This is a genomic window from Sphingopyxis sp. 550A (assembly GCF_053569535.1).
The window spans coordinates 1,641,793-1,659,337 of sequence record NZ_CM131615.1; the positions used below are offsets into that span (position 1 = coordinate 1,641,793).

Sequence of the window (17,545 nt, forward strand, 5' to 3'; positions counted from 1 at the left end):
CCTCCCCCGACCCCTCCCGCCTGCGGGAGGGGAGAAGAAGCTAGCCGATCCGGTAAGGCACCACCCCGCGCCGATCCGGGTCTACCAGGATCGGGCGGTCGCTGGGCGGAAAGGCGCGCTGGTCGCAATCGTCGCGCGGGCAGATGCGGCACGACAGGCCGATGCGCGCCGCGGCCTGCGGCGCATCGACATCGACCCCGTCGGCATAGACGAAATCACCGGCATATTGCGCCTCGCATCCCAGCGCGACAGCGTAGCGGCGCGGGGAGCGGGCGTAGCTGCCCGACGGTTTCACCAGCCCCTTCGCCATCGAGACATAGCGCTGGCCATCGGGCGTTTCGGCGAGCTGGAACAGGATGCGGTCGGGAATTGCCGCTGCCTCGTGGACGACCCACAAGGGGCAGGCGCCGCCGAAGCGTGCGAATTGCAGACGCGTCGCGCTGTGGCGCTTGGTGATGTTGCCCGCCATGTCGACGCGGCAAAAGAACATCGGAATGCCGCGCGCGCCGGGGCGCTGGAGGGTCGAGAGGCGGTGGCACGCCTGCTCGAAACTGACGCCATAATCGAGTCGCAGCCGGTCGATGTCGTGACGCACCGCACGGGCGCTGGCGCGGAACGGGCCATAGGGCATCAGCACCGCGCCGGCGGCATAGTTGGCGAGCCCGACATGCAGGAGCTGGCGGGCGGCCGCCGTGCGCAGCGGCGATGCCTCGACCACCGCCGCGATCTCGCCCGCGAGCGCGAGCGCGGCGAGCTGGTGCGCGAGTTGGAAGCGGCGGCTTTCGGGCGGCTGCGCCGGGTCGATCACCAGATGGCGCATCGTCGCGTCATAGTCGCGCAAGGCCTGTGCCTGATTATAGACGATCGAGATGCCGAGCGCGCCCTGCAGCCGCCGCTCGATCGTCTCGATCGCGGGGGAGGGCGCACCGCCGCGCAGACCCTGCGCCAGCGTTTCCGCAGCGCGGTCGATGCTGTCGACATAATTGCCAGCATCGTGGAACCAGTCGCGCACCTCCTCCCACGGCAGGCGGCTCCCCTCGGCGGTGCCGCCGGTCAGCGCCTCGTCGATGATCTGGAGCCGTTGCCCCGCACGGCGGTAGGCGGCGTGGAGCGCGACGAACTGGTCGGCAAGATGCGGCTGCTGCAGCGCCGCGCGTTCGAGCTGTTCGGGCGCCAGCGGCGATGCCGCGAACAGCGGATCGGCCGCCGCCTCGCGCAGCGCCCCGGCGCGGCGGTCGCCGGCGTCGGCGGCCACCTCCTCCCATTCGAGGGGGAAGAGCTTTTGCAAGCGGTCGAGCAGCGCCGGGGTCAGCGGGCGGTCGTCATGTTCGATCTGGCTGAGATAGGAAGTCGAGATGCCGAGCGTCGCGGCGAAATCGGCCTGGCGGATGCCGCGGTCGTGGCGAAGCTGGCGCAAGCGGCTTCCGGCAAAGATGCGTTGGCGGGTCAAAAACCTTCTCCTCTCCCCTAGCCGGAGTTGGAGAGGGGGAGCTCCCTCTCAGGACTTGCTAGGCGACAAGTCGCCAAGCCAAGCCTTTCTCTCCCGCAAGGGGAGAGAGCTATTAATTTGCAAACTTGTACTTTGCAACTTTGCAAATTCACATTTGCATCGGCGGCATAATGCGGGCAGGCGACGGTCGAATATCTGTTGGAGAGCCGCATGTCCGCCAATATCGCCGAAATGGAAGCCCGCCGCGCCGCCGCCGCCCTTGGGGGCGGGCAAAAGCGCATCGACGCGCAGCATGCCAAGGGCAAGCTGACGGCGCGCGAGCGGCTCGACGTGCTGCTCGATCATGGCTCGTTCGAGGAACTCGACACCTATGTCGAGCATGATTGCGTCGATTTCGGGATGCAGGACCAGAAAATTCCGGGCGACGGCGTCGTCACCGGATCGGGGACGATCAACGGCCGCCTCGTCTATGTCTTCAGTCAGGATTTCACCGTCTTCGGCGGCTCGCTGTCGAAGCGCCATGCCGAGAAGATCTGCAAGGTGATGGAAAAGGCGATGCTGGTCGGCGCGCCGGTGATCGGGCTCAACGACAGCGGCGGCGCGCGCATTCAGGAGGGCGTCGCGTCGCTCGGCGGCTATGCCGACGTGTTCCAGCGCAACGTGCTCGCGAGCGGCGTCGTGCCGCAGATCAGTCTGATCATGGGGCCGTGCGCGGGCGGCGCGGTCTATTCGCCCGCGATGACCGACTTCATCTTCATGGTGAAGGATTCGAGCTATATGTTCGTCACCGGCCCCGACGTCGTGAAGACCGTGACCAACGAGGTGGTGACGCAGGAGGAACTCGGCGGCGCGATCACCCACACGACGAAAAGCTCGGTCGCCGATCTGGCGTTCGAGAACGACATCGAGGCGCTGCTCGCGGCGCGCGATTTCTTCGACTATCTGCCCGAGAACAACCGCAGCGGCGTCCCGGCCCGCCCGACCAGTGATCCCTATGACCGCGAGGAAAAGAGCCTCGACACGCTGATCCCGCCCAACGCGAACCAGCCCTATGACATGCACGAGCTGATCCGCAAGACGGTTGACGAGGGCGATTTCTTCGAGGTGCAGCCGGCGCACGCGGGCAACATCATCTGCGGCTTCGGCCGCATCGAGGGGCGCACGGTCGGCATCGTCGCCAACCAGCCGCTGGTGCTTGCGGGCGTGCTCGACATCAATTCGTCGAAGAAGGCAGCGCGCTTCGTGCGCTTCTGTGACGCGTTCGAGATTCCGATCATCACCTTCGTCGACGTCCCGGGCTTCCTGCCCGGCACGGCGCAGGAATATAACGGCATCATCAAGCATGGCGCGAAGCTGCTCTTCGCCTATGCCGAGGCGACGGTGCCCAAGATCACGGTGATCACGCGCAAGGCCTATGGTGGCGCCTATGACGTGATGGCGTCGAAACACCTGCGCGGCGATTTGAACTATGCCTGGCCGACCGCCGAGATCGCGGTGATGGGCGCGAAGGGCGCTGTGGAAATCATCTTCCGCAGCGACATCGGCGACCCCGAAAAGATCGCCGAGCGCACCAAGGAATATGAAGACCGTTTCGCCAACCCGTTCGTCGCGGCGCAGCGCGGCTATATCGACGAGGTGATCTACCCGCACTCGACGCGGCGGCGGATAGCGCTGGGGCTAAGGAAGCTGCGGAACAAGCAGTTGGAGAATCCGTGGAAGAAGCACGACAATATTCCGCTTTGACGCGGTCATGTGACGACCGGCACATCCGATGCGCCGGGCTGGAGGCAAGAGCAGCAAGCGGCTAGGCTGCCGCGATGGTCTTGATTTTCCAATGAGGTTTGAAAATGCGTAACGCCTTTCTCGCTCTTCTGATGGCTCCGGCCCTGCTGGCCGCGCCCGCCGCATCGGCGTTCGATCCCGACACGCCGGTCGGGGCGGCAAAGGAAGCGTTTCCGGTCGTACTCGGCGATGACGAGGACACGACGATCGACGCCGCGTTCCGCGCTGCCTTCGCGCTTCCGAAAGGCGCCAAGGCGGAGGCCGAGCGGATGATCGACGATCGTACCTATCATTTCCGTCCCGTTGCGCTCCATCTGCTCGAAGATAATACCGGCGTGCTGCTGAGCGTCGGCGGGCTCGACGATGCGGGACATAGCGAGGGCGGCCTCAACGCGATCCATTATTTGAAATCGAGCCCGGCGGGCTGGGTGAAGCAGGGCGAATGGATCGACGTCGGCGCGGTCGGCACCGTGGGGAATGGCGCGACGAGTTGGGTCTTTACCAGCCTGCTCGGCCGCAATCCCTATCTGGTCACCGAAGGCGGCGGCGTGTGGCAGGGCTGCGCGATCGGCACCGCGGTCGTGACCGAACTGACCCCCGACGGCCCCGTCGATCGCGGCGGTTTCACCGATTCGATGAGTTCGGGCGCCGGGATCGGTCAGACCGAACAGACCTATGACGGGCAGATCGTCGCCGCCGTTCCCGACAAGAGCTTTACCGTCGCCTACACCGGCACGCGGTCGTTCAGGCAGCAATATATGCTGAAGGACGGCAAATATGCGCTGGTCGGCAAGGATCAGGTTGCGGGTTGCTGAGGCGGACATGGGACGGGCCACGCGACAACGCCGTATCGATGCGCAGGAGCGTTGGCCCGATCTGTATCAATTTCTTGCGGCCTATCCGCATCGGGATTGGCCAGATGATAGTGGAACGTCCGAAGCCGCCGTCGATTTGGCCATTTCCGAGCATGGCTTGGAACAGCGCCAATCGATCGCACGCCAATGGTGGAATTGGAATGCAGTCGAAGGAAGCGATGCCGACCCGCGTCCGGCGATCAACGATGGGTTGGGGGTCGAAGTCTCGTTCGATACGCCAAGGGAAGGACGCGATTTCATGAACTCGGTTTATGACAAGCTGATCGTGTCGATCAGACAGGAAGTGAAGGATTGGAAGCCGTGAAACTGGGCCGCCTCAACCATATCGGCGTCGCGACGCCGTCGATTGCCGACAGCATCGTCTTTTACCGCGACGTGATGGGCGCGACGAAAATTCACGAGCCGTTCGATCTGCCCGATCAGGGTGTCAAAGTGTGTTTCGTCGATACACCGGGCGCCGATGGCGCGCTGAACGGCACGCAGATCGAGCTGGTCGAGCCGTTGCCGGGCAACACGTCGATTGCGGGCTTCCTCGAAGAGAACCCGGCGGGGGGGCAGCATCATATGTGCTATGAAGTGCCCGACATTCACGCCGCCAAGGCCGCGTTCGAGGGACAAGGAAAGCGTGTGCTGGGCGAACCGCGGATCGGGGCGCATGGGACGCTGATCTTCTTCGTCCATCCGCGCGACATGGGCGGGGTGCTGACCGAGATCATGGAGACGCCGAAGGAGGCGCACTGAGTTTTCGTTCCTCCCCCCTTGCGGGGGAGGAAAGTGGAGGTTGGGGACTTGTCCCCTACCGGAACTTGGAGAGGGGTTGGTTGGCGAGCCTGCGGCTCGCGACCCCTCTCCCAGCTACGACTAGCCAGCAAGCTGGCAAGTCTTCGCACCCCTCTCCCGCAAGGGGAGAGGGAAATGAGGTTGAGATACGCATATGACCGACAAACCGACCCTCGACCAATGGGCCGCCGCCGCCGAGAAGGAAGCGAAGGGCAAGGACCTCACCTGGGCGACGCCCGAGGGGATCGACGTCAAGCCGCTCTACACGGCCGAGGATGTCACCGCCGACCCCGGCCTGCCCGGCTTCGCGCCCTTCACCCGCGGGGTGCGCGCGTCGATGTATGCGGGGCGGCCGTGGACGATCCGGCAATATGCGGGCTTTTCGACCGCTGAGGAGTCGAACGCTTTCTATCGCCGCAACCTCGCCGCGGGGCAGAAGGGGCTTTCGGTCGCTTTCGACCTTGCGACGCACCGCGGCTATGACAGCGACCATCCGCGCGTCGTCGGCGACGTCGGCAAGGCGGGGGTCGCGATCGACAGCGTCGAGGATATGAAGATCCTCTTCGACGGCATCCCGCTCGACCAGATGTCGGTCAGCATGACGATGAACGGCGCGGTGATCCCGATCCTCGCCTTCTTCATCGTCGCGGGCGAGGAGCAGGGGGTCGAGCGCAAATTGCTCGACGGGACCATTCAGAACGACATTCTGAAGGAGTTCATGGTCCGCAACACCTATATCTATCCGCCCGAACCCTCGATGCGGATCATCTCGGACATCTTCGGCTACACGTCGCGCGAGATGCCCAAGTTCAACAGCATCTCCATCTCCGGCTATCATATGCAGGAAGCCGGGGCGACGCAGGTGCAGGAACTCGCCTTCACCATCGCCGACGGCGCCGAATATGTCCGCTATGGCGTCGCCTCGGGCCTCGATATCGACAAGTTCGCGGGGCGCCTGTCCTTCTTCTTCGCGATCGGCATGAACTTCTTCATGGAGATCGCCAAGCTGCGCGCCGCGCGCGTGCTGTGGCACCGCGTAATGACCAACCTCGGCGCCAAGGACGAGCGGTCGAAGATGCTGCGCACCCACTGCCAGACCTCAGGCGTCTCGCTCACCGAGCAGGACCCTTACAACAACGTCATGCGCACGACGATCGAGGCGATGGCGGCGATGCTCGGAGGGACGCAATCGCTCCACACCAATGCGCTCGACGAGGCGATCGCGCTGCCGACCGATTTTTCGGCGCGCATCGCACGCAACACCCAGATCGTCATCCAGGAAGAGACCGGGATGACCAAGGTCGTCGATCCGCTCGGCGGCTCCTATTATGTCGAGGCGCTGACGCAGGAACTGGTCGACAAGGCGTGGGAGATCATCGAGCGCGTCGAAAAGGAAGGCGGCATGGCGAAGGCCGTCGCCGCAGGCTGGCCCAAGGCGATGATCGAGACCGCCGCCGCCGCGCGGCAGGCGCGCGTCGATCGCGGCGACGACGTGATCGTCGGCGTGAACAAATATCGCCTCGCCAACGAGGATCTGCTCGAAACGCTCGAGGTCGACAATACCAAGGTCCGCGAAGCGCAAATCGCCCGCATCAACAAGATGAAGGCAAGCCGTGACGAGGCGGCGTGCCAGGCGGCGCTCGACGCGCTGCGCAAGGCGGCGGCGGGCGAGCAGTCGATCGAGAACAATCTGCTCGCGCACGCCGTTGAAGCTGCGCGTGCCCGTGCGACGCTCGGCGAGATTTCGTCGGCGATGGAAGAAAGCTTCGACCGCTACGGCACCCAGCCGACCCCGGTGAAGGGCGTCTATGCCGCGCCTTATGCGGGCGATCCGCGCTGGCAGGCGGTGATCGACGGCGTCGCGGCGGTCGAGCGGCGCATGGGGCGCAAGCCTAAGCTGCTCGTCGCCAAGATGGGGCAGGACGGGCACGACCGCGGCGCCAACGTCATCGCCTCGGCCTTCGGCGACATGGGCTTCGACGTCGTGTCGGGGCCGTTGTTTCAGACGCCCGAGGAAACGGTGGTGCTCGCGCTGGATAGCGGCGTCGACGTCGTCGGCGCATCGAGCCTTGCGGCTGGGCACAAGACGCTGATCCCCGAACTCATCGCCAAGCTGCGCGAGGCGGGGCGCACCGACATCAAGGTGATCGCGGGCGGCGTCATCCCGCCGCAGGACTATGATTATCTCCGCGACGCGGGCGTGCAGGGCATCTATGGCCCGGGCAGCAACGTGGTCGAATGCGCCGCCGACGTGCTGCGCCTGCTCGGCCACAATATGCCGCCGCTGGAGGATGCTGCATGAGCGATGATATCGACGAGGGGAAGGTTGCGGTTGTGCCTGAACTCCACGACAGCTCGGCCTATCTCTATGATTATTTCAAGCATCTGACCTCGCTGTCGATCCTGACGCTCGGCGGGGTGCTCGCGATCTCGACAGCGGCTGGCGAGGCTAAGGCTTCCAAGGAGTCGATGATCGCCGTCGTTGCGCTGGTCGGCATCGCCGCGTTGCTCGCCTTCAGCGGGACGAGTGAAATTGTCCGCCAGAAGGCGACGGGAGAGATCAAGGCCAAATGGCTGACCTTCTATCGCGTGGGCGCTCCGATCGCGCTGTCGCTTGGCGTTGGCGCATTTCTCTATCTTTTCCTGAAAGGCCTTCCCGCATGACCGGACAAAAGCCCGAAACGCTGACCATCCACGCCGGGACCGCGCCCGATCCGACGACCAAGGCGCGGATCACCCCGATCTATCAGACCTCCTCCTATGTCTTCGACAGCGTCGAACATGCCTCGCGCCTGTTCAATCTGGAAGAGTTCGGGAATATCTACACCCGGATCATGAACCCGACCAACGGCGCGCTCGAAGGCAAAATCGCGGCGCTGGAGGGCGGGCAGGCGGCGCTGGCGGTGGCGTCGGGCCACGCTGCGCAGTTCCTCGCGTTTCACACGCTGATGGAACCGGGCTGCGAGATCGTCGCGGCGCGCAAGCTCTATGGCGGGTCGCAGAACCAGCTCGGCCAGAGCTTTCGCAAGATGGCGTGGACGACGCATTTCGTCGATGCCGACGACGCGAGCAATGTCGCCGCCGCGATCACCGATCAGACGCGCGCGGTGTTCATCGAAAGCCTCGCGAACCCCGGCGGGGTCGTGCAGGATATCGAGGCGATCGCGAAGGTCGCGCACGACGCGGGCGTGCCGCTGATCGTCGACAACACGATGGCGACCCCGATGCTGTGCCGCCCGATCGAGCATGGCGCCGACATCGTGGTGCATTCGACGACCAAATTTTTGAACGGCCACGGCAATGCGATCGGCGGGGTGATCGTCGATGCAGGATCGTTCGATTGGGCGAAGGGCGGCAAATATCCGACGCTGAGCGAACCCAATGCCTCCTATCACGGGCTCAAATTTACCGAGGCGTTCGGGCCGCTCGCCTTCATCCTCGCCGCGCGCACGCTCGGTCTGCGCGATCTCGGGCCGGCGCTCGCGCCGATGAACGCGTTCCTCGCGTTGACGGGCATGGAGACGCTGGCGCTGCGCATGGACCGGCATTGCGACAATGCGCTGGCGCTTGCGAAATGGCTGCGCGCGCACCCGAAGGTCGATTGGGTTTCCTATGCCGGGCTGGAGGACGATCCCTATCATGCGCTCGCCAAACGCTATCTCGGCGGCCGCGGCGGCGCGGTGTTCACTTTCGGGCTCAAGGGCGGCTACGACGCTGGGGTCAAGCTCGTCTCGTCGGTCAAGCTGTTCAGTCATCTCGCCAACCTCGGCGACACACGCTCGCTGATCATCCACCCCGCCTCGACGACGCACAGCCAGTTGTCCGAGGCCGATCTGATCGAAACCGGCGCCGGCCCCGACGTGGTGCGCGTGTCGGTGGGCATCGAACATATCGACGACATCATCGCCGATCTGGCGCAGGCGCTGGAGGCGACCGCGTGAGCGTGCGTTCGGCCCTCCTGGCGCTGGCGATCCTCGCCGCCGCGTCGCCCGCACTTGCGAAGGACGCGGGGCAGCCGAGCGAATATCGTCCGGGCGTCACGGTCGAACGGCTCTACACGCAGCAGCTCGACGACGTCTATTACACGACCTGGTTCGGCCGCCTCGAAAAGTCCGACAGCGGCTGGCGCGACGTCTATGTCGAGACGGCCGAGAAATATGTGAACAAGGGGCTGATCAGCTTCAACTGCGCTGAGGCGAAGGCGGACATCGGCCTCATTCTCTATGACGTCGGAACCTACGGCGATGCGGCCGACCGGCGTGTCGTGCGTGTTCGCTTCGCCGACCGCAAGGCGTGGGCCGGGGAAAGGTTCGAACCGCTCTACGGCGAAACCCCGCCCTATCAACTCTATCTCGCGGCGCGCCAGCGCTTCTGCAAATGACGAAGGGACCGAGCATGAACTTTGCCATCGATGACGAGGCGCCGCGCACCGACTGGACGCGCGAAGAGATCGCCGCGCTGTTCGACCTGCCGTTCGACGAACTGATGTGGGAGGCGCAGGGCGTCCACCGCCGCCATCATGCGCGCGGCGAGGTGCAGCTTTGCACCCTGCTGTCGATCAAGACTGGCGGCTGCGCCGAGGACTGCGGCTATTGCTCGCAGTCGGCGCATGCCGAGACGGGACTCAAGGCGACCAAGCTGATGGACGTGCGCGCGGTGCTGCAGGCGGCGGCCGAGGCGAAGGATGCAGGCTCGCAGCGTTTCTGCATGGGCGCGGCGTGGCGCAACCCCAAGGATCGCGACATGCCCGCGATCGTCGAGATGATCGAGGGCGTGCGCCAGATGGGCATGGAAACCTGCATGACGCTTGGGATGCTGACGAAGGAGCAGGCGCAGACGCTCGCGGTGGCGGGGCTCGATTATTATAACCACAATATCGACACGAGCCCGGAGAATTACGCGAACATCATCTCGACGCGCACCTTTCAGGATCGGCTCGACACGCTGGAGGAAGTGCGCAACGCGGGCATCAATGTCTGTTCGGGCGGGATCGTCGGCATGGGTGAGACGCGCGCCGACCGCGTCGGCTTCGTCCACGCGCTCGCAACGCTCGAACGCCATCCCGAAAGCGTACCAGTCAACGCGCTGATCCCGATCAAGGGCACCGTGCTCGGCGACATGCTCGCCGACACGCCGCTGGCGCAGGTCGACGACATCGAATTCGTCCGCACCGTCGCGGTCGCGCGCATCACCATGCCGAAATCGATGGTCCGCCTGTCGGCGGGGCGCGAGAGCATGTCGGAAGCGACGCAGGCGCTTTGCTTCATGGCGGGCGCGAACAGCATCTTCACCGGCGACAAGCTGCTCACCACCGGCAACCGCGGCGACAGCGCCGACGCGGCGCTGTTCGCGAAGCTGGGGATCGTGCCGATGGTGAGTGAAGAGCCGATGCGGATGGAGGCGGCGGAGTGAAAAATCTCAGGGTGTTGTGGCTTGCGGCGTTGGTCGCCGGAAATTTGTCGGCGGCGGAAGCGGTGGCATGTATCCCAACATCATTGGAAACGACCAGGAAGTTCAGCGACGTTATCGTCGAGGGCACTTTCATCGTTGACTCCAAGGTCCGCGGCGAAGGCCATATCGTGCCGGCGAGGACGCTAAAGGGCGCCCGCAAGAAGACGTACCCTGTTCGCTGGAACCCGGACATTTTGCCCGAAAGTCTTCCCGATTGCGGGGCGGAAATTCCCGCATCCGGCTTGTTCGAGGGCCTTAGCTTAAAAAAGCGGGAGGATGGCACGTACCAACTCACCGGTAGATGGCAGCCCGCAAAGAAAGATAACTGATGTTCAAGAAAATCCTGATCGCCAATCGCGGCGAAATCGCTTGCCGCGTCATCAAGACCGCGCGCCGCATGGGCATCGCGACCGTTGCCGTCTATTCGGACGCCGACGCGCGCGCGCCCTTCGTGCGGATGGCCGACGAAGCGGTGTATATCGGGCCGTCGCCCGCGTCCGAATCCTATCTGATCGCCGACAGGATCATCGAAGCCTGCAAGGCGACGGGCGCCGAGGCGGTGCACCCGGGCTATGGCTTCCTGTCGGAGCGCACCAGCTTCGCAGAGGCGCTGGCCAAGGAAAATATCGCCTTCATCGGCCCGCCGGTGAACGCGATCGCCGCGATGGGCGACAAGATCGAGTCGAAGAAGCTCGCCAAGGAAGCGGGCGTCAACGTCGTCCCCGGCTTCGTCGGCGAAATCCGCGACACCGAGCATGCGGTCGAGATTTCGAACGAGATCGGCTATCCGGTGATGATGAAGGCGTCGGCGGGCGGCGGCGGCAAGGGGATGCGCCTCGCCTATGACGAAAAGGACGTCCGCGAAGGCTTCGAGAGCGTCAAGCGCGAGGGGTTGAACAGCTTCGGCGACGACCGCGTGTTCATCGAGAAATTCATCCTCAACCCGCGCCATATCGAGATCCAGATTCTCGGCGACCAGCACGGTAACATACTCTATTTGAACGAGCGCGAATGCTCGATCCAGCGCCGCCACCAGAAGGTGGTCGAGGAAGCGCCGTCGCCCTTCGTCACCGAAAAGATGCGCAAGGCGATGGGCGAGCAATGCGTCGCGCTGTCGAAGGCGGTCGGCTATTACAGCGCGGGCACGGTCGAGCTGATCGTCTCGGGCGCCGATCCGACGGGCGAGAGCTTCTACTTCCTCGAAATGAACACACGGCTCCAGGTCGAGCATCCGGTGACCGAAGCGATCACCGGCATCGATCTGGTCGAACAGATGATCCGCGTCGCGGCGGGCGAGAAGCTCGCGATGACGCAGGACGATATCGGGATCGACGGCTGGGCGATCGAGAACCGCGTCTATGCCGAGGACCCCTATCGCGGCTTCCTGCCCTCGACCGGACGCCTCACGCGCTACAAGCCGCCGGTGCCGGGCTGGACCGACGACGGCGAGGAGAACGGGCGCCGCGGCGTCGACGGCGTGCGTGTCGACGACGGCGTCTATGACGGCGGCGAGGTGTCGATCTTCTACGACCCGATGATCGCCAAGCTGATCACCTGGGGCAAGACGCGCGACGAGGCGGCCGACCTGCAGGTCGCGGCGCTCGACCGCTTCGAACTCGAAGGGCTCGGCCATAATATCGATTTCGTCTCGGCGATCATGCAGCATCCGCGCTTCCGCTCGGGCGAGCTGACGACGGGTTTCATCGCCGAGGAATATCCCGAGGGCTTCCACGGCGCGCCAGCCGACGAAGCGGTGACGCGTGCGCTGGCCGCCATCGCGGGCTTCATGGCGAGCGCCGAGGCCGACCGCGCGCGGCGCACCGACGGCCAGCTCGGCGACCGGCTCGACCCGCCCGCCAAATGGCAGGTGACGATCGGCGGCGCGAGCCACAAGGTGAAGCTCGGCCACAAGCATATCAAGGTCGATGGCGAAAAGATCGACATCGCGCTCGAATATACGCCGGGCGACCGGCTGGTGGTCGCGGAGATCGACGGTAGCGAGCTGGCGGTGAAGGTCGCGAAGACGCGCACAGGCTGGCGAATGACGACGCGCGGCGCCATTCACGACGTGCGCGTGCTGCCGTGGCACGTCGCGCCGCTCGCGACGCACATGATCGAGAAGATCCCGCCCGATCTGTCGAAGTTCCTCATCTGCCCGATGCCGGGGCTGCTAGTCGCGCTGCATGTCGGCGAAGGCGACGCGGTCGAGGCGGGGCAGCCGCTCGCGACGGTCGAGGCGATGAAGATGGAGAATATCCTCCGCGCCGAAAAGACCGGCGTGGTGAAGACGGTCAACGCTGCGCAGGGTGATAGCCTCGCGGTCGACGCGGTGATTTTGGAGATGGAATAACCTTCCGCTTCTCGTCATTGCGAGAAGCGAAGCGACGAAGCAATCTCCAGCCATCGGCTCTACAGGGCGAAAGCTGGGGATTGCTTCGTTTCGCTCGCAATGACGGAGGGTTTGAATGCACTTGAATCACGACAACAAAGCCCCTGCGGCCGACCCCATCGCCTTCGACGATTTCCTCCGCGTCGATATCCGCATCGGCACGATCGTCGAGGCCGAACCTTTTCCCGAAGCGCGCAAGCCAGCGTTCAAGCTGAAGATCGACTTCGGCCCGGCCATCGGCGTCAGGAAGAGCAGCGCACAGATCGTCGCGCGCTACGGGCTTGAGGAGTTGTCGGGGCGGCAGGTCGCGGCGGTGGTCAATTTCCCGCCGCGCCAGATCGGCAAGTTCATGTCCGAGGTGCTTACGCTCGGCTTTGCGGACGAGGCAGGCGAGGTGATCCTCTTCGCGCCCGACCGTGCGGTGCCGAACGGGTCGCGGCTGTTCTGAACCGTGATCGGGTTAGGCTGAAACGCCACCGTCCTTATCTCGTCATCCCGGCGAATGCCGGGATCCCACCGTCTCGATCTGACGCACCGGCGAGATCCCGGCCTTCGCCGGGATGACGACTCAGGCAAAAACGATCAGGCTCTAGGCCGTCTCCGCTTCCCCCATCAGCCGTTTCGCGAGGAACAGCTTGAACAGGATGAACGCGACCAGCCCGACCGCGGCGGTCGCGACGTGGAACAGCCAGAAGCTGGTCGTCGGCATCGACGAATACCAGGTGCCGACCTCGCCGACGACCTTGTTCGCGCCGAAGAAGGCGAGATAATAGATGCCGACGATCGTCGCGTTGAGCGCCTTCGGCGCCAGCTTGGTGAAGAGCGCGAGGCTCACCGGCAGGATATGCGCAAAGCCGATGCTGTTCAGCAGATGGAACATCACGGGCCAGAACAGCCCGATCTTGCCGCCGCCCTGCGTCGCCGCCGCCATGACCAGGCAGAGTCCGCCGGCGATGGTGAAGACGCTGCCGATGATCATCTTGCCAAGCTCGTCGGGCTCGCGGTGGCGCTTGCCGTACCAGACATAGAAGGCGGCGACTGCGGCGAGCATCGAGAAGCTGGCGGCGGCGTCGATCGTGATCATCCAGCTCGTCGGCAGGGTGGTGCCGAAGAAGGTGAGCTGGAAATGCTGGTCGGCCCAGACCAGATAGGCGTTGAAGATTTCCTGATTGGTGAGCAGCGCGACCGCCATCACCGGCACCAGCACGATAACGGCGAGGACGCGTAGCCCGTCCTGCCGCGTCATCGGTTCGGCGGCCTTCGCCTCGGCGTTTTTCCCGGGCCGGTTATCGGCGGGCAACCACGGCCCCGCCATGATGTAGAGGATCAGCCCGAGCACCATCACCACGCCCGCGGTGCCGAAGCCCCAGTGCCAGCCGACCTTCTCGCCGAGCGTGCCCGAGATCAGCGGCGCGGCGATCACGCTGACGTTGATTGCGATATAGAAGATCTGGAACGCCATCGCGCGGCGGAGATCGTTCGGCCCGTAGAGCTCGCCGACCTGGCTCGCGATATTGCCCTTGAACAGCCCGACCCCGACGATCAGCGCGAGCAGGGCGAAGAGGAAGGCGCCCTCGAACGCCATCAGGAAATGCCCCGCCGCCATGAACAGGCCGCCGAGGATCAGCGTCGTCCGCCGCCCGAGCCAGCGGTCGGCGATCAGCCCGCCGAGGATCGGGGTCAGATAGACGAGCGAGGTATAGTCGCCGAAAATCTTCGATGCGAAGGGCTGGCCATCGATCCCGCCATACCAGCCGCGCAGGGCTTCGAGCCCGACCACGCCGCCCGCATGGTCTGGCAGCAGCAGATATTTGACCATGTAGAGAACGAGCAATGTCTGCATCGAATAATAGGAAAAGCGCTCGCACCCCTCGACGAAGGCGAGATAGCCGAGCCCTTTCGGATGGCCCAGAAAGGCGCGGTCGCTGCGGTCCGCCTCGAAATCGGGCGTCGCTTCGGCGATGGTCATGGATTGTCCCCCGGTGATCGGTCTTGTTGCCGCGACCCTTAAGGTTTCAGATGGAACTTGCCAGCGGCAATCGACGAACGGCGGAACTCGGGGGCGAGGGAATGGCTGGAAGCGAACGATTGCGGACGTAATATCCTCCCCGGCACGGGGAGGGGGACCACCGAAGGTGGTGGAGGGGCAGGTGCGTCATGACGCGCCTTATTCTGGATCGAAGCGTAAACCGAGGGTGCCCCTCCACCATGCTTCGCATGGTCCCCCTCCCCGTGCCGGGGAGGATCGGCTACGTCCGCTCCCCACACCAAAGCCGACCCCCAGCCCGCTGCTATTCCACCAACGCCACCGCCCGGATCCACCCCGCGCTGGCACGTTCGATCTTCACCGGAAAGCAGGAGAGCGTCCAGCCGGTCGGCGGCAACGCCGCGAGGCCCGTCAGTTTCTCGATCTGGTAATAGGGCCTGATCCGCCCCGCCTTGTGGCCTTCCCAGATGATCGACGGGTCGCGCGTCTCGGCCCAGCGCCGCGCGGTGTGGCTGAACGGCGCATCCCAGCTCCAGGCGTCGGTGCCGACGACCTTCACCCCGCGTGTCGTCAGGTAAAGCGTCGCCTCGGCGCCCATGCCGCAGCCCTGGTCGGTGAAAGCATCGGTGCCATAGACCGCGCCCGACTGGACGAGCACGATATCGAGCGGTTTGAGATCATGCCCGATGCGCGCGAGTTCGGCCTCGACCTCGGCGCCGCTCACGACATGGCCTGCGGGGCGATCCGAGAAATCGAGCTTCACGCCGGGGCGGAAGAAGAGGTCGAGCGGCGCCTCGTCGATGCTCGGCGCCGCGCTTGCGCCGCTATCGGTCGTCGAATGGAAATGCCACGGCGCGTCCATGTGCGTGCCGTTATGGGTGCTGAGCGTCAGGCTCTCGACCGCCCAGCCCTCGCCGTCCGGAAGGTCGTCCTTCGTCAGCCCGGGGAAGAACATCGCGATCTGCTCCCACGTGTTTTCGTGGGTCATGTAGGTGATCTGCGGGCGCATCACCGGCGGGTCGGACACGACGTCGTTGGTGATCGGGATCGAGAGGTCGATGAACTGCATCGGTGCAGTCTGCCACCGTTATGCTGCCGCGCCAAGAAGGCTTGCGCGATGTCATGCGCGGGTTAGAGATGACGCAAAGCCCGAACCGGGGCAGGGGAGAGTATATGACCGACGCAGCCGCCGTCGCCGATCACGGCGCGGGCTATCAGCCGACCGCGCAGGACATTCGCCTGGTCATCGCCGCTTCGTCAGCGGGGACGATCTTCGAATGGTATGATTTCTTCATCTACGGCACGCTGGCGGCGATCATCGGCAAGGCGTTTTTCCCCAGCGACAATGCGACGCTCGAGGTGTTGCTCGTCTGGGCGGGGTTCGCGGTCGGGTTCGGTTTCCGGCCGCTCGGCGCGGTGCTGTTCGGTTTCCTCGGCGACCGGCTCGGGCGCAAATATACCTTCCTGATCACCGTCACCTTGATGGGGATCGCGACCGCGGGCGTCGGCATGATCCCGTCCGCGGCGACGATCGGCATCGCGGCGCCGATCATCGTCATCGCGCTGCGCATCCTGCAGGGGCTCGCGCTCGGCGGCGAATATGGCGGCGCCGCGATTTATGTGGCCGAGCATTCGCCGCCCGAAAAACGCGGTTTCTACACCAGCTTCATTCAGGCGAGCGTTGTCGGCGGTTTCGTGCTCAGCCTGATCATCGTGCTCGGCTGCAAGGCCGTCATGTCGGACGCACTCTGGGAAAGCTGGGGCTGGCGCGTGCCCTTCCTGCTGTCGCTGGTGCTGCTCGCCGTTTCGCTGTGGATGCGGCTCAAGCTGTCGGAAAGCCCGGTGTTCCGCGCAATGAAGGCCGAAGGCGAACTCGCGAGGAATCCGCTCAAGGAGAGCTTCACCTATCCGGGCAATCCGAAGCGCATCCTCGTCGCGATGATCGGCATCGCCGCAGGGCTGACGGTGATCTGGTACACCGCGATGTTCTCCGGCCTGTCCTTCCTCAAGGGGCCGATGAAGGTCGAGGAGACCGCCGCAGAAATCATCGTCGGTGCGGCGGCGGCGCTCGGCATGGGCTTTTTCCTGCTGGCGGGGCGCCTGTCGGACCGGATCGGGCGCAAGAAGCCGATCGTCTGGGGCTATGGCGTCACGCTGGTGCTGCTCTTCCCGCTGTTCTGGTGGATGGGCAGCGTCGCCAATCCCGCGCTCGAAGCGGCGGCGGCGCGTGCGCCGGTCGTCGTCACCGGGTCGCAGTGCAGCTTCGATCCCTTCGCCAAGGAACAGGCGACCGCCTGCGGCAAGACGCTCGGCGAACTGACGAAGCTGGGGGTGCCCTACAAGGTCGCGGCGAGCGACAGCGGCTTCGACAGCGTCGCGATCCATATCGGCGGCAAACAGGTCGCGAGCGACGACCCGGCGCTGCTCAAGCCCGCGCTCGAGGCGATGGGATACAACTTCGAACCGCAGGTTCCGGGCGCGCTCGGCATTGCCGTCATCCTCATCGCGCTGCTCGGATTGAGCGCCTTGTCGGGCTTCACTTACGGCCCCGTCGCCGCGCTCCTCTCCGAAATGTTCCCGCCGCACGTCCGCTATTCGTCGCTGTCGATCCCCTATCATCTCGGCTGCGGCTATTTCGGCGGCTTCCTGCCGCTGATCGCGAGTTTCATCATCGCCAAGACGGGCAATGCTTACTCCGGCCTCTGGTATACGTGGGGCGTGGTGCTCGTCGCCTTTCTGCTCACTGCTTTCATGTTGGAGGAGCCGGTGGAAGGCCAGTGGGACAAGCCGACTCCCGGCTGACCCATTGGCGGCGCCTGCAAAGGCGTATA

16 protein-coding genes are annotated in these 17,545 nt (G+C 64.7%); 13 read left to right on the plus strand and 3 right to left on the minus strand.

The annotated features are described in order from the left end of the window. Positions 1-40 precede the first annotated feature (40 nt). Positions 41-1,450, minus strand: coding sequence for a helix-turn-helix domain-containing protein (locus tag ACVENA_RS07915; protein WP_449328336.1), 1,410 nt, complete (start codon positions 1,448-1,450; stop codon positions 41-43). A gap of 210 nt (positions 1,451-1,660) precedes the next feature. Between ACVENA_RS07915 and ACVENA_RS07920 the strand changes: the two genes are divergently transcribed. The 12 genes from ACVENA_RS07920 (at position 1,661) to ACVENA_RS07975 (ending at position 13,175) form a co-directional block, all read left to right on the plus strand. Continuing rightward, positions 1,661-3,193, plus strand: a complete 1,533-nt coding sequence (locus tag ACVENA_RS07920; protein ID WP_257549874.1) for an acyl-CoA carboxylase subunit beta — start codon at positions 1,661-1,663, stop codon at positions 3,191-3,193. 104 nt (positions 3,194-3,297) lie between these two features. Further along, positions 3,298-4,047, plus strand: a complete 750-nt coding sequence (locus tag ACVENA_RS07925; protein WP_449328337.1) for a hypothetical protein — start codon at positions 3,298-3,300, stop codon at positions 4,045-4,047. Beyond that, positions 4,010-4,411 (plus strand): hypothetical protein, encoded by a 402-nt coding sequence (locus tag ACVENA_RS07930; protein WP_449328338.1) that lies wholly within the window; start codon positions 4,010-4,012, stop codon positions 4,409-4,411. The genes ACVENA_RS07925 and ACVENA_RS07930 overlap by 38 nt, the downstream gene beginning before the upstream one ends. Next, positions 4,408-4,848: a methylmalonyl-CoA epimerase gene (gene mce / locus ACVENA_RS07935; RefSeq protein ID WP_449328339.1), complete on the plus strand. Its 441-nt coding sequence runs from the start codon at positions 4,408-4,410 to the stop codon at positions 4,846-4,848. The genes ACVENA_RS07930 and mce overlap by 4 nt, the downstream gene beginning before the upstream one ends. Before the next feature lie 193 nt (positions 4,849-5,041). Then, entirely contained in the window at positions 5,042-7,189 is a 2,148-nt protein-coding gene (scpA, locus tag ACVENA_RS07940; RefSeq protein ID WP_449328340.1) for a methylmalonyl-CoA mutase, read from the plus strand. Beyond that, entirely contained in the window at positions 7,186-7,551 is a 366-nt protein-coding gene (locus ACVENA_RS07945) for a hypothetical protein (protein WP_257549883.1), read from the plus strand. Before scpA ends, ACVENA_RS07945 begins: the two co-directional genes overlap by 4 nt. Then, a complete protein-coding gene (locus ACVENA_RS07950) occupies positions 7,548-8,828 on the plus strand; it encodes an O-acetylhomoserine aminocarboxypropyltransferase (RefSeq protein WP_257549884.1) in 1,281 nt (426 codons plus the stop codon). Before ACVENA_RS07945 ends, ACVENA_RS07950 begins: the two co-directional genes overlap by 4 nt. 2 nt (positions 8,829-8,830) lie before the next feature. Next, complete coding sequence (locus ACVENA_RS07955; RefSeq protein ID WP_449328341.1) at positions 8,831-9,268, plus strand: hypothetical protein; 438 nt, start codon at positions 8,831-8,833, stop codon at positions 9,266-9,268. A gap of 14 nt (positions 9,269-9,282) precedes the next feature. Further along, complete coding sequence (gene bioB, locus ACVENA_RS07960; protein WP_257549886.1) at positions 9,283-10,299, plus strand: biotin synthase BioB; 1,017 nt, start codon at positions 9,283-9,285, stop codon at positions 10,297-10,299. Then, on the plus strand, positions 10,296-10,667 hold the full coding sequence (locus ACVENA_RS07965) for a hypothetical protein (RefSeq protein ID WP_449328342.1): 372 nt from the start codon (positions 10,296-10,298) through the stop codon (positions 10,665-10,667). The genes bioB and ACVENA_RS07965 overlap by 4 nt, the downstream gene beginning before the upstream one ends. Next, the gene (locus ACVENA_RS07970) at positions 10,667-12,688 is read left to right on the plus strand and encodes an ATP-binding protein (RefSeq protein WP_449328343.1); all 2,022 of its coding nucleotides are present in this window, start codon (positions 10,667-10,669) and stop codon (positions 12,686-12,688) included. The genes ACVENA_RS07965 and ACVENA_RS07970 overlap by 1 nt, the downstream gene beginning before the upstream one ends. Before the next feature lie 115 nt (positions 12,689-12,803). After that, entirely contained in the window at positions 12,804-13,175 is a 372-nt protein-coding gene (locus ACVENA_RS07975; protein ID WP_449328344.1) for a tRNA-binding protein, read from the plus strand. 141 nt (positions 13,176-13,316) lie between these two features. Here the strand turns inward: ACVENA_RS07975 and ACVENA_RS07980 are convergent, their stop codons facing one another. Further along, complete coding sequence (locus tag ACVENA_RS07980; RefSeq protein WP_449328345.1) at positions 13,317-14,696, minus strand: peptide MFS transporter; 1,380 nt, start codon at positions 14,694-14,696, stop codon at positions 13,317-13,319. Between the two features lie 322 nt (positions 14,697-15,018). Next, the gene (locus tag ACVENA_RS07985; protein WP_449328346.1) at positions 15,019-15,783 is read right to left on the minus strand and encodes a cyclase family protein; all 765 of its coding nucleotides are present in this window, start codon (positions 15,781-15,783) and stop codon (positions 15,019-15,021) included. A 104-nt stretch (positions 15,784-15,887) separates the two neighbouring features. Here ACVENA_RS07985 and ACVENA_RS07990 point away from each other — a divergent pair, with 104 nt between their 5' ends. After that, positions 15,888-17,516 (plus strand): MFS transporter, encoded by a 1,629-nt coding sequence (locus ACVENA_RS07990; protein ID WP_449328347.1) that lies wholly within the window; start codon positions 15,888-15,890, stop codon positions 17,514-17,516. Positions 17,517-17,545: the final 29 nt, after the last annotated feature.